Source organism: Virgibacillus sp. FSP13 (assembly GCF_054048505.1).
The window spans coordinates 119770-132469 of sequence record NZ_JBSVKG010000007.1 but is presented as its reverse complement, the minus strand read 5'-3'; the positions used below and the strand labels follow the sequence as shown (position 1 = coordinate 132469).

Here is a 12700-nt window from a genome sequence, read left to right as displayed (position 1 = left end):
TCGCTATACAGAAAGACTGGAAATCGCTATAGTAAAAGCTAGATGTTCAATAGGTCACAATGTGTATTGGAATAATTTCCGTTAATTGCAAGCTAAAGATGTGAAAAGGATGAATAAAATGTCAAAACAGATGAATGACACGATAATCAGAGCGTATCAAGGTGAAAAAACGGATTATACACCGGCATGGTATATGCGGCAAGCTGGTAGGTCCCAGAAGGAATACCGGGAACTAAAGAAAAAATATTCGTTATTTGAAATTACCCATCAGCCTGAATTATGTGCCTATGTAACACGCCTACCTGTCGAACATTATAATACAGATGCGGCAATCTTATACAAAGACATCATGTCACCACTGCCAGCTATTGGTATCGATGTCGAGATTAAAAAGAATGTAGGACCAGTTATTCATAATCCAATCGAAAATTTTCAAGATGTTGAGAAGCTGGGTGCTATCAATCCTGAAGCAGATGTACCATATGTACTGGACACGATTCGTTTGCTTACGGAAGAACAGTTAAGTGTTCCATTAATCGGTTTTAGTGGTGCTCCATTTACGCTAGCAAGCTACATGATTGAAGGTGGCCCATCGAAAAATTATAATAAGACAAAGGCTTTTATGTATAAAAGTCCTGAAGTTTGGTTTCCACTAATGGATAAATTGGCTGATATGATTATTGCATATGTTAGAGCACAAATACGTGCAGGTGCAAGATCGATTCAGATTTTTGATTCGTGGGTAGGTGCACTAAATGCAGCTGATTACCGAAAATATATCAAACCAGTGATGCAGCGGATTTTTACAGAACTAAAACAGGAAAATGTCCCGTTAATTTTATTTGGTGTAGGTGCAAGGCATCTACTTTTAGAGTGGAATGACCTGCCAGTGGATGTGATTGGATTGGATTGGCGAACATCTATTACAGAAGCAAGACAAATGGGTGTCACCAAGGTTTTACAAGGTAATTTGGATCCAGCAATATTGCTTTCTGATTGGCAAACAATTGAAGAACGAACAAAAGCAATTTTAGATGAAAGCAAGAATGTTGGTGGTCATGTCTTTAACTTAGGTCATGGTGTAACACCAGATATTGAACCAGCAACACTGAAAAAGTTAACTAAACTTATTCAAACATATTCACGTGTGTAACCAATATGGGATAGTAGTTGGTATATAGATTAGGAAGGATGTAGAAAATGGAAAGAAAGAAAATGGGATTACTAGTTATGGCATATGGAACACCGTACAAAGAAGAGGATATTGAACGATATTATACCGATATTCGACACGGAAGAAAACCGACAGATGAAATGCTTCAGGATTTAAAGGATCGCTATAAAGCAATTGGTGGTATTTCTCCATTAGCCAAAATAACCGAGGAACAAGCAAAGGCACTGGAAACGAATTTAAACGAATCCCAGGAAGAATATGAGTTTCATGTTTATATTGGATTAAAACATATCGAACCATTTATTGAAGACGCAGTGGAACAAATGGCAAACGATGGGATAGAAGAAGCTGTTTCCCTTGTTTTAGCACCACATTATTCGACCTTTAGTGTTAAATCATATAACGCAAGAGCAAATGAAGCAGCGAAAAAGCACGGTAAACCTAACATAGTTTCTGTGGAAAGCTGGTATGACGAGCCAGGCTTTATCGACTTTTGGGCAATGCAAATTAATGCTGTCTATGACAAGATGCCAGCAGATCAGAAAGAAAATGCTGTTTTGGTTGTTTCTGCTCATAGCTTACCAGAGAAAATTTTACAGAATGGTGATCCATACCCAGATCAATTAAAAGAAACAGCAAAATTAATCTCAGAGCGTACAGGGATAAAGAATTATGAAATCGGCTGGCAAAGTGAAGGAAACACGCCGGATCCTTGGCTGGGACCAGATGTTCAAGATCTAACAAGAGAACTTTATGAACAAAAAGGATATCGTACATTTGTCTACGCACCAGTAGGATTTATCGCCAATCATTTAGAAGTTTTATATGATAATGATTATGAGTGCAAAGTAGTCTGTGAAGAATTAGGTGCTAACTATTATCGTCCGGAAATGCCAAATGCGCATCCGAAATTTATCGATACACTAGCTGATGTTGTGATGAAAAAAGTAAGAAGTGAAGCGGAATGAGCGATCATAAGCAAATCGTCATTGTAGGTGGCGGCATTACAGGCTTAACCGCGGCTTATTATTTACAAAAAGAGATTGAGGCAAATAAATTGCCATATAATGTGAAATTAGTGGAGGCAAGTCATCGATTAGGCGGGAAAATTAAAACGTATAGACGTGACGGATTTACAATTGAACAAGGTCCAGACTCGTTTTTAGAGCGAAAGAAACCCGCCGTGAAACTTGTCGAGAATCTTGGTATTCGTGATAAACTTGTACGAAATGGGACAGGTCAATCCTATATTCTGATAGGTAACAAACTTCATAAAATGCCAAGTGGGTTTAGTATGGGGATTCCAACGCAAATTCGTCCGTTTCTTTTATCTGGAATGTTTTCCTGGAGAGGAAAAATGCGTGCTAGTTTGGATTACACATTGCCAAAAGGGAAGGAACAGGCGGATCAATCACTTGGTCAGTTTTTCCGACATCGGTTCGGCAATGAATTACTTGAGAATGTGATTGAACCACTATTATCAGGAATCTATGCTGGGGATATTGATGACATGAGTCTAATGGCAACTTTTCCTAATTTCTATCAGTTGGAGCAACAGTATGGTAGCTTGATAAAAGGTTTAAGGGAAACATCTCCTAAATCATCTAAGAATAAAAAGAAAAAGCAAGGAATGTTTTTATCGTTTGACGGTGGATTTGAGACATTGATTGAAAAACTTCAATCACAGTTGGGTGATATCGTTTCACTGAATACCGCAGTAGATCATATTGAAAAGAAAGATCATGGTTATCATGTATTGCTCAGCAATGGGGAAGTATGTAAAGCTGACGCAGTTGTAATGGCAACACCGCATTATACGGTACCAAAAATGTTTAGCCAATATGATTTCTTTAAGATATTTAATGATATCCCAGCAACCTCCGTCGCAAATGTCGCCTTAGCTTTTGATCAATCAGCAATTAAAAAAGACATTGATGGTACTGGGTTCGTTGTATCACGTAATAGTGATTTCCGAATTACTGCCTGTACATGGACACACAAAAAATGGCCAACATCAACACCAGATGGAAAAGTTTTATTGCGCTGTTATGTTGGAAGACCAAATGATCAGTCAGTAGTCGATTTATCGGACGAGGAAATCGTTGATATAGTGCTAAAAGATTTGAATAAGACAATGAATATAACGCAAGAACCCGATTTCAGTGTCATTTCCAGATGGAAAAATGCAATGCCGCAGTATACAGTTGGGCATAAAGAACGAATCGCCGAAGTTCGTGATCAAGCAAGTGAGCAATTGCCTGGTGTGTTTTTAACTGGCAGTTCATATGAAGGTATCGGTGTACCTGATTGTATTGAGCAAGGTGAGAAAGCAGTTGCAGATGTGTTAACATTTTTGAAATAAGATGACAGCAGCATTTTAATAGGTGCTGCTGTTTTTATATGTTTAGGTGAGGGACGTTTTAGGAAGAGAGAGCTACGGCGCTAGAGTGAGAAACATCGGCGGGAGAACCGGAACATCGGCGGGAGAGCAGAAACATCGGCGGGAGAGCAGAAACATCAGCCCGAGAGCAGAAACATCGGCGGGAGAGCAGAAACATCAGCCCGAGAGCAGAAACATCGGCGGGAGAGCAAAAACATCGGCCCGAGAGCAGGAACATCGGCGGGAGAGCAGAAACATCGGCGCGAAAGCAGGAACATCGGCGCGAGAGCAGAAACATCGGCCCGAGAGCAGGAACATCGGCGCGAAAGCAAAAACATCAACCCGAGACCGAAGAACATCTCCCCAAAAAACAATCCCATCTAATAAAGGAAATCTCCTTCATTAAATGGGACAACTTCATTTTACAATTCAGTCATAACTTTTCTCTAACTCATCCACAAGTTTTCCAACATATGCGACTGCATTTCTGATTGCATCTGGTTTAGACATATCGACACCAGCTTGTTTGATTAAATCAAGTGGCTTTATGGTTCCACCTGATTTTAAAACGTTTAACCAGCGATCAACAGCAGGTTTTCCTTCCTCTTGAATCATCTGCGCCATGGCCGTAGAAACAGTTAGTCCGGCTGAATAGGTGTATGGATAAAGCCCCATGTAATAGTGTTGCTGGCGCATCCATGTTAAGCCTGCACCTTCATCAACTTTAACTGTATCACCCCAGAAATTTTCGATTGCTTCTATCTTCTGTTGGCATAAGACACTTGCGGTTAATGGCGTGCCAGCTTCAGCAAGAGCGTAAATACGGCGTTGAAATTCTCCTTCAAGTAAATGGGTAACAAAATTATGATAGTAGGTGCCAAGTAGCTGGCTGATTACCCAACGTTTCATCCGTTTGTCATCTGACTTCTCGATTAAGTGATTGGCAAGCAATAATTCATTCAATGTTGATGGTGCTTCGACAAAATAAGTTGATGGGCGCGTATTAACGAGCGATTGGTTTTTCCCGGCGAGGTAAAAATGACCGGCATGCCCTAACTCATGTGCTAATATAAACGTGCCACGCATCATGTCTGTCCACGTTACTAAAATATATGGGTGTACACCGTATGGGCTCGAGCAAAATGCCCCATTTGCTTTTCCAACGTTATCAGAACGGTCGACCCAACGATCATTGATCCCTTTCTTTATGATCTCACTATATTCAGGTCCCATAACTTGTAATGCCTCAACAATTGTCGATGTAGCTTCTTCATACGTCGTTTTTGGGTTGAAAGTCGGATCAAGTGGTGCTTTTAAATCGCAATAACGCATTTCTTCCAAACCAAGATCTTTTTGTTTTAATTTCGCAAATTTACGCATGTGTGGCGCTAATTCTTTTTGAATGACATCTAATTGATTGTGATACATTTCTTGCGTGACTTGCTGTCCATGTAATAGCATATCAGTCACTGAATCATATCCTCGTAACCGTGACATGGTTACCTGTCTAGTAACTTCGGTAGCATATGTTGCAGCATATGTATTTTTGTATTGATTTAACGTGTTGGTAAATGATTGATAAGCTTGTCTGCGAACATCCGTATCAGCTGTAAATTCATAACGATCTTCATAAAGTGCAGCCGACATTGGCAGTTCATTTCCATCCTCATCCTGAATGGAAGCAAACTCCATATCTGATGATTTGCTGCGTTGATAAATCATGTATGGCGCATCATGAACTTCGCTAAGAGCCGCTAAAGTTTCCTCAATTTCGGGTGTAAGGGTATATGGTTTCTTTTCTTGCAAATCCGCTAACTTTTTCTCAAATGTTTTCAGTTCCTTTTTCTCCTGCATAAATTGTTCAATTGTTGCTTCTGGTAACGTTAATAATTCGGAATCAACAAACGCTAATTCAGCCCCAATTGCTGCTAGTATAGACGAAACTTTTGCAGAGTTAGCTTGATTTTCGGGATCTGATCCATCAGCACTTGCACGTAAGTTAGCATAGGTCGCTACACGAATAATTCTTTTTTGGATGTTCTCAAGTGCTGTAAGTCCGTTAAACAATGTTTCAGCATCAGCACCTAATTTGCCTTTGTAACTAGTAACGTTAGGAATATCTGATTGGATAGCTGTTAATTCGTCTTCCCAAGCTTGTTCTGATGAAAATAAATCGCTCAAATCCCATGTTTGTTCATTAGGAACTTCGGATCGCTGCAACCTTTTTGCGCTAGTTGTTGTTGTCATATTCTTTTCCCCTTCCAATACTATTATTTCGATACTCTAATTAATAGTATAATACAAAATTAACATGAATGGTATGATTTTTCACACTTTGGGGAAAGTAAAAAAAATAGAGTGAAGTGTTCGTACTCACTATAGTCGAGGTAAATGTTTAGTTTTTCTAAGAAACTAATCAAAAAAAGAAACAGCTAAGGGATAGCTGCTTAGTAGAAATGGTTAGAATGTTATAGTACAGTTGTAATACATGATTTGTTTATTATTGCGATTATTTAATACTAACGTGCTGGATGATCACATTCGTCGCAGATGTTGCCATAGCAATCTGCCTTTTCGTTGATATCGCCACCACATTGTTGGCATTTCTTCTTCGGTAAGTTTTTATAAAATTCAACGATGTTTTCCATGTTCATCCTCCTTTGTATTAGTAACTGTATTGTATTATAACAGTATGCGAGTTGTCAATAGTGTGTTACAACAAATTTTGAATTTGGGGTGTTTATAATGAAATTAACTGTTTTAGGTTTTTGGGGTGGATACCCTGCAGCAAATGGTGCGACATCCGCTTATATGGTGGAAAAGGATGATTTTACATTATTAATTGATGCTGGAAGTGGCTCCTTAGCTAAACTACAAAATTACAAAAATGTGATGGATCTTGATGCGGTGGTGTTATCCCATTATCATCATGATCATGTAGCAGATATTGGTGTGTTGCAATATGCCTGGCTTGTCCAATCGTATTTGCGTGAAGAGAAGGAAATTTTACCAATTTATGGTCATATGGAGGATCAGCAGGGATTTGCATCATTAACGCATGAGTGTACAGAAGGCATTGCTTATGATCCGAATAAAGAACTTAGGGTAGGGCCGTTTTCCATTACGTTTTTCAAAACAGACCATCCTGTTCCATGTTATGGTATGCGAATTACTGATGGGGAAAATGTGATCGTATATACCGCGGACACAACGTATAAAGCAGAGTGGAGTGATTTTGCCAAAGGTGCAGATTTGTTGATTACCGATTGTAATTTCTATGCCGATCAAGATGGTTCAAATGCTGGTCATATGAATAGCAAGGATGGTGCCACAATCGCAAATGAGGCTGGTGTTAGGGAACTGATGTTAAGCCATTTGCCACATTATGGAGATGTAACAGAATTGGCTCGTGAAGCTAAACAATATTATAACGGTACAATTCAGCTAGCTGATGAAGGACTCGTTTGGGAAAAATAGTACGTATCTATCTTTTGATTGCCCGCCAAAATTGGATTACAATGGATTTGGACAAATATTTGAGGGAGGGTTTAAGCAATGAAATTTATTGACAACAAAGGAATTACAGACGCAAGTATCAACTTGGCGTTAGAGGAATATATTTTACAAAACTTCGGCGAAAAAGATACATATTTGCTTTTTTATATTAACAGTCCATCGATTATCATTGGTAGAAACCAAAATACAGTGGAAGAAATCAACACCAATTACGTTGACGAAAATGGTATAAAAGTAGTTCGTCGCTTATCTGGTGGTGGGGCTGTTTACCATGATGAAGGGAATTTGAATTTCAGCTTTATTACAAAAGATGATGGGGATAGCTTCCAAAACTTTGCGAAATTCACGCAGCCAGTAGTAGAAGCACTGAATAAGATAGGTGTTCCAGCAGAGTTAAAAGGAAGAAATGACCTTGCAGCTGGCGGACGTAAAATTTCCGGTAATGCCATGTTCTCAACAAAGGGGCGCATGTTTAGCCATGGAACGTTAATGCTTGACTCAGAAATTGAAAATGTTGTTTCTGCATTAAATGTGAAACAAGAAAAAATTGAATCAAAAGGGATTAAATCGATTCGCAGTCGTGTTGCCAATATTTCTGAGTTTCTTGATGAAAAAATTACCATGGACGAGTTTAAAGAGCTGATTCTAAGGTATATTTTTGATGTAGAAGATGTTAAAGATGTGCCCCGATATGAATTAACAGAAGAAGACTGGGAAAATGTTTATCAAATTTCCAAAGAACGGTATCAAAATTGGGATTGGAATTACGGTAAATCACCATCATTTAACGTTCAAGCATCACATAAATTTGCTGCTGGGCTTGTCGATGTTCGATTAGATGTTAAAAAGGGTATCATTGAAAACTGTAAAATTTTTGGTGATTTCTTCGGTATCGGTGAAGTATCAGAAGTGGAAAAGAAATTAATCGGTGTTCGTCATGAGCGGAAGGCGATCGAAGAAGCCTTAGCTGATGTTGATGTACCGCATTATCTTGGGAAAATATCAAAAGAAGATTTTGTTAATTTGCTATATTAAGTTACCAAGGGCCTGTCCTTCCGTGTTTGGAAGACAGGCCTTTTTACTGGATTTTGTCCCAGCTGTATGTGTGAACATTGCCAAAAAGTATTACCTAATTTGGTTCATAGTCAGACTATGGACCTCCAACTGGAACTGCTTACACTTGAAAAACGATTGTCTGTATTTTATAATTAATATGAATTTTATCGCATACGGTGAATGATTACTCATTCATAATATTGAGGAGGCTTAAAAGTGAATTTAAGTGATCAATTAGCAATTACAGCAAGAAACCATCCAAAGAAAACAGCATTTGTATTTCAAGACAACAAGACAAGCTACCAGGAACTAGAGGGGGCAGTGTCTAAATTTGCATCTCGTTTATATGAGCTAGGATATCGAAAAGGTGATCATATTGCTCTCGTAGTAGGCAACAGTCCGTATTACGTCATTGGATTGTATGGTGCACTTCGTCTTGGTGCAGTTGTTATTCCGATAAATCCATTGTACACCCCACATGAACTAACCTATATTTTGAAGAACGGTGACGTAAAAGCAGTCATTACAATGGATGTATTATTGGACAAGTTTGTGGCAATCGCGGATGGTTTACCAGATGTCTCACACTACATATCTTGTGAAACGAACCCAGAGATAACGCTTGAAGGTAGCCCACTGCAAACTAAATTGAAATCGTTTACACGGTTGATTGAAGAAGGCAGCCTTGAATTCTCCGCTTCTGAGCTTGATGAGGACGATATGGCGATTGTTTTATACACATCTGGTACCACTGGAAAGCCTAAGGGGGCAATGTTAACCCATAAAAACCTCTATTCCAATGCGAAAGATGTAGCAGATTATTTAACAATTAATGGAGAGGATCGTGTTATTGCAGCACTACCAATGTTCCATGTCTTTTGTTTAACGGTCGCACTGAACGCACCGCTGATGAATGGCGGGACAGTAATTATTATGCCGAAATTTTCACCTCAAGAAGTGTTCCGAATTACAAAAGAACATCAACCAACAATTTTTGCCGGAGTACCAACAATGTATAATTATTTACTCCAAACCGCAAAAGGGATGAAGGCAGAAGGAAATAAGATAGATTTAGATGGAATTCGTTTATGTATTTCTGGCGGTTCTGCAATGCCTGTTGCGTTACTAAAGGAATTTGAAAAAGAATTTAATGTTGTTGTTTCAGAAGGATATGGCTTATCTGAAGCATCTCCAGTTACATGTTTTAACCCATTAGATCAGCCAAGAAAACCTGGATCAATTGGAAGAAATATTGTTAACGTTGAAAATAAAGTAGTGGATGAATTTGGCGAAGAAGTGGAAGTTGGTGAAGTTGGTGAGTTAGTTGTTCAAGGCCCTAACGTGATGAAAGGTTACTATAAAATGCCTGAGGAAACGGCTGTTACATTAAAGGATGGTTGGCTTTATACAGGAGATATGGCACGAATGGATGATGAGGGTTATTTTTACATTGTGGATCGTAAAAAAGACTTGATTTTAGTTGGTGGATATAATGTGTATCCACGTGAAGTTGAGGAGGTGTTGTACGAACATCCTAGTATTTCAGAAGTAGCGGTTGTTGGTACGCCAGATCCAGATTCAGGCGAAGCGGTTATTAGCTTCGTCGTAGCAAATGACCCTTCTTTAACAGAAGAAGCACTACATGAGTTTTGTGAAAGTCACTTGGCAAAATATAAAGTTCCGACAAAAATAGTGTTTTTAGAGGAACTTCCGAAGAATACAACAGGAAAAATTTTACGAAAAAACCTTAGAGAAAAGGTCGAAATGTAATAGATTCGATGCTCTGGATAGTATTTTTCCAGAGCATCGTTTTGTTTTTGGACTAATTTGTGAACAATTTGTGAACTTTTGTGAAAATTAACTTTTTTAGTACCTTTTTACTACAAAATTTGCTAAATTAGTAAATAAGCCTCTTTCTTTTTCATTTAACATGGAAAGGATGTAAAAAAATGATGAATAATTATTACTATGAACCTGTATATGAAATTACTCCTCTAACAATGGCGGTGTTGGTGCAAAAGGGTGAAGCAGGGAAAGTTTCAACATGTATTTTAGAAGAACAAGAAGAAATCACCGCAGAACAAAGCCCCACAAAGATTGTTGATTACGCTTGTAAGTTCTTTGGAGCCAGTCTGAAAGGCAGACAAGACGGGACCAGAGATATTTGTGGTATTACACACAAAGCACCGATAGCAATTGATCCAGCTAGTGGCATGTATTTCTTTCCAACAACATCACCGTCAAGTCCTAAATGTTCATGGATTGCACACTCCCATATTGACCAAGTAAATAGAGCTTCAAATCAACACACAGAATTGTTGTTTAAAACAGGCAAAAAAGTTATTTTGGATATTTCATATGGTTCGGTATTGAATCAGGTACAACGAACAGCACAATTTCGTTACTTACTGGATAATCGGTTCAAGTATTTGCGGAAGCATGCTGTTGATATCGTAGCAGAACCTTATGCATAAGTTCATGAATGATTCCTTCAACCTTTTTACGAATTGCTGGATTAAAATAGTTTCGTTGCTCTTCATGACCTTGACAAACGAAAAGGTAAGATGAAAAAGAATCATTGTGGTTTAAGGTAACGATTGTAATATTCTTTTTCGTCATCTCATTGCGTAATTTTCTTCGTTCATTTGTTGCTTCAGTAGTCATCTTCTCCAATAGTTTTAAGTAGGGCTCCTTAATTTTAAACGCCCCTATCTGAATATGCTGAACATCTTGTTGAATCACGATAATTGCCATTGACAGAAACAGAAAGCGCGAAGCAACCTCTAATTCTTGATCACTAAGATAGCGCAAAAAATCCCCTCCACATGGAACGTTTGTTCTAACCTATTATATGTTAAAATGAATTAAAAATACAATTTAAAACTGGAAAAGTTGTTAATAATGGAAAGAAAGAGGCTAAAAACGTTTAATTTTGCTATGCATATTTCACTGTTTACATTAAAATAAAAGTATGTAAAGTCAATAAATAGTAAAATTCAGGCGCGTAAAATGTGTGAGGGGATTTAACTAAATGTATGTATTAAACATCAGCATAGCTAATTGGAGAATGATAATTGAAAATGATTTATTAGATGATTATATTGAACAACTTTTGAGTGATTATGAAAAATTAGGACCGTTACCAGGTGTTTTGTTGCCATTTCTTGAAGCTTTTTTGCCGTTTTTACCGTTAGTTGTCTTTGTCTTTGCAAATTCTGCTGCGTATGGTCTATTAGAAGGCTTTTTATTATCTTGGTTAGGGTCCAGTCTTGGAGCAATTCTTGTTTTTATGATCGTTCGCAGACTTGGTGATAAGCGGATATTTAAAGCAATACGAAAAAACAAACAAGTACATAAAGTAACAAATTGGTTTGAAAAGCATGGTTTTGGGCCATTATTTTTACTTATGTGTTTCCCATTTTCACCATCATCGGTAATTAATATTGTATCAGGATTATCAAAAATCAGTCTGCAGCAATTTGCCTTAGCCGTCATATTAGGAAAATCGGTGATGATTTTTACGATGGCATATGTTGGTGTAAGTATCATGTCGTTTGCTGAGAACCCAGTCAGGACAATAGTTGTTGGGATATGTATTACATTGTTTTGGATACTTGGTAAATATATTGAAAAAAGGTTACAACATAAAACCAGTACCATAAGGGAATTTTCTAAAAGGGATAATGATGATTAAATAATTTCTAAACAGGGTATGATGTAGAAAGAGAATAACCCTGGAGGAAACAAACATGAAAAAGTTTAATTATCGTAGAATTATTCCAGTTGTTTTCTTTGCTGTCGTTTTAGCGATTGTTTTTCGTACTGTGTTATTCGCTAGCTATGTTGTCGATGGTGAATCAATGGAACCAACACTTTACGATGGAAATTTGTTAATGGTCAATAAAGTAATTTATGATTTAAAAGATGTTGATCGTTTTGATGTCATCGTTTTTCACGCTAATAAACAAGAGGATTATGTGAAACGAGTAATAGGGCTACCTGGTGATAAGATAAAATATGAAAATGATAAGCTATTTATCAACAATGAATATGTTGAAGAGGACTTTCTCTATCCTTTTAAAAACGCTAATGGAAAAAAAACGTTTACTGAGGATTTCTCATTAATGGAAACGACTGGATCAAGGCAAGTACCACACGATAAATTGTTCGTGATGGGGGATAACCGGGAGAATAGTTTAGACAGTCGAGCATTCGGCTTCATCTCGGTTGAACAGCTTGTCGGAAAAGTAGACATCAAATACTGGCCACTCTCCCAAGCAAGTTTCAGCCTTGGCAAATAGAGTCAAAAGCGAAAGTGCCCGGGCAGCGACGTATAGACTGGACTGAACCGTATGAGATAAAGGAAACACGAAGAGCGGTAGCGATTCGATGTTGACTTATCGTAAGGAGGAGAAGGAAGTCTACTAGTCGTTGGGCACTGCAGCTGGATGTGGCTCGTTCTGAAAATGAGGTCATTCCCAAGCAAATTTTGTTCTTGGCAAATAGAATCAAAAGCGAAAGTGCCCTGGCAGCGACGTATAGACTGGACTGAACCGTATGAGATAAAGGAAACA

Annotated in this window: 13 protein-coding genes; 10 read left to right on the top strand and 3 right to left on the bottom strand. The window is 38.1% G+C overall.

What is annotated here, in order from left to right; all coding sequences use genetic code 11:
* Positions 1–118: 118 nt before the first annotated feature.
* The 4 genes from hemE to ACW2QC_RS08615 all read left to right on the top strand — a co-directional run bounded on the left by hemE (position 119) and on the right by ACW2QC_RS08615 (position 3960).
* The gene (hemE, locus tag ACW2QC_RS08630; protein WP_457543560.1) at positions 119–1153 is read left to right on the top strand and encodes a uroporphyrinogen decarboxylase; all 1035 of its coding nucleotides are present in this window, start codon (positions 119–121) and stop codon (positions 1151–1153) included.
* A gap of 47 nt (positions 1154–1200) precedes the next feature.
* The gene (gene hemH, locus ACW2QC_RS08625) at positions 1201–2142 is read left to right on the top strand and encodes a ferrochelatase (RefSeq protein WP_457543559.1); all 942 of its coding nucleotides are present in this window, start codon (positions 1201–1203) and stop codon (positions 2140–2142) included.
* Positions 2139–3536, top strand: coding sequence for a protoporphyrinogen oxidase (hemY, locus tag ACW2QC_RS08620; protein WP_457543558.1), 1398 nt, complete (start codon positions 2139–2141; stop codon positions 3534–3536). The genes hemH and hemY overlap by 4 nt, the downstream gene beginning before the upstream one ends.
* Before the next feature lie 85 nt (positions 3537–3621).
* The gene (locus ACW2QC_RS08615) at positions 3622–3960 is read left to right on the top strand and encodes a hypothetical protein (protein WP_457543557.1); all 339 of its coding nucleotides are present in this window, start codon (positions 3622–3624) and stop codon (positions 3958–3960) included.
* A gap of 23 nt (positions 3961–3983) precedes the next feature.
* Here the strand turns inward: ACW2QC_RS08615 and pepF are convergent, their stop codons facing one another.
* Positions 3984–5801 (bottom strand): oligoendopeptidase F, encoded by a 1818-nt coding sequence (gene pepF, locus ACW2QC_RS08610; RefSeq protein WP_457543556.1) that lies wholly within the window; start codon positions 5799–5801, stop codon positions 3984–3986.
* Between the two features lie 272 nt (positions 5802–6073).
* Positions 6074–6202, bottom strand: coding sequence for a protein YhfH (gene yhfH, locus ACW2QC_RS08605; protein ID WP_106498078.1), 129 nt, complete (start codon positions 6200–6202; stop codon positions 6074–6076).
* A gap of 97 nt (positions 6203–6299) precedes the next feature.
* On the opposite strand from yhfH, the gene ACW2QC_RS08600 reads away from it, so the two are divergent.
* From ACW2QC_RS08600 to ACW2QC_RS08585, 4 genes are all read left to right on the top strand, one after another.
* Complete coding sequence (locus ACW2QC_RS08600) at positions 6300–7031, top strand: MBL fold metallo-hydrolase (RefSeq protein WP_457543555.1); 732 nt, start codon at positions 6300–6302, stop codon at positions 7029–7031.
* A gap of 78 nt (positions 7032–7109) precedes the next feature.
* Positions 7110–8105 (top strand): lipoate--protein ligase, encoded by a 996-nt coding sequence (locus ACW2QC_RS08595; RefSeq protein ID WP_457543554.1) that lies wholly within the window; start codon positions 7110–7112, stop codon positions 8103–8105.
* 237 nt (positions 8106–8342) lie between these two features.
* Positions 8343–9896 (top strand): fatty acid--CoA ligase family protein, encoded by a 1554-nt coding sequence (locus ACW2QC_RS08590; protein WP_457543553.1) that lies wholly within the window; start codon positions 8343–8345, stop codon positions 9894–9896.
* 179 nt (positions 9897–10075) lie between these two features.
* The gene (locus ACW2QC_RS08585) at positions 10076–10600 is read left to right on the top strand and encodes a competence protein ComK (protein WP_457543552.1); all 525 of its coding nucleotides are present in this window, start codon (positions 10076–10078) and stop codon (positions 10598–10600) included.
* On the opposite strand, the gene ACW2QC_RS08580 is transcribed toward ACW2QC_RS08585, so the two are convergent.
* Positions 10548–10937, bottom strand: coding sequence for a hypothetical protein (locus tag ACW2QC_RS08580; protein WP_457543551.1), 390 nt, complete (start codon positions 10935–10937; stop codon positions 10548–10550). The two genes, ACW2QC_RS08585 and ACW2QC_RS08580, sit on opposite strands and share 53 nt — an antisense overlap.
* 220 nt (positions 10938–11157) lie before the next feature.
* On the opposite strand from ACW2QC_RS08580, the gene ACW2QC_RS08575 reads away from it, so the two are divergent.
* Both ACW2QC_RS08575 and lepB read left to right on the top strand, forming a co-directional pair.
* Positions 11158–11820 (top strand): TVP38/TMEM64 family protein, encoded by a 663-nt coding sequence (locus ACW2QC_RS08575; protein WP_457543550.1) that lies wholly within the window; start codon positions 11158–11160, stop codon positions 11818–11820.
* Between the two features lie 55 nt (positions 11821–11875).
* Entirely contained in the window at positions 11876–12427 is a 552-nt protein-coding gene (gene lepB / locus ACW2QC_RS08570; RefSeq protein ID WP_457543549.1) for a signal peptidase I, read from the top strand.
* The last annotated feature ends 273 nt before the right edge of the window (positions 12428–12700 follow it).

Coding starts and splice junctions, on each gene's coding strand:
- ACW2QC_RS08575 (WP_457543550.1), top strand. CDS start 11,158: ATGTATGTATTAAACATCAGCATAGCTAATTGGAGAATGATAATTGAA.
- ACW2QC_RS08595 (WP_457543554.1), top strand. CDS start 7,110: ATGAAATTTATTGACAACAAAGGAATTACAGACGCAAGTATCAACTTG.
- yhfH (WP_106498078.1), bottom strand. CDS start 6,202: ATGGAAAACATCGTTGAATTTTATAAAAACTTACCGAAGAAGAAATGC.
- hemE (WP_457543560.1), top strand. CDS start 119: ATGTCAAAACAGATGAATGACACGATAATCAGAGCGTATCAAGGTGAA.
- hemY (WP_457543558.1), top strand. CDS start 2,139: ATGAGCGATCATAAGCAAATCGTCATTGTAGGTGGCGGCATTACAGGC.
- pepF (WP_457543556.1), bottom strand. CDS start 5,801: ATGACAACAACAACTAGCGCAAAAAGGTTGCAGCGATCCGAAGTTCCT.
- ACW2QC_RS08600 (WP_457543555.1), top strand. CDS start 6,300: ATGAAATTAACTGTTTTAGGTTTTTGGGGTGGATACCCTGCAGCAAAT.
- ACW2QC_RS08585 (WP_457543552.1), top strand. CDS start 10,076: ATGATGAATAATTATTACTATGAACCTGTATATGAAATTACTCCTCTA.
- hemH (WP_457543559.1), top strand. CDS start 1,201: ATGGAAAGAAAGAAAATGGGATTACTAGTTATGGCATATGGAACACCG.
- lepB (WP_457543549.1), top strand. CDS start 11,876: ATGAAAAAGTTTAATTATCGTAGAATTATTCCAGTTGTTTTCTTTGCT.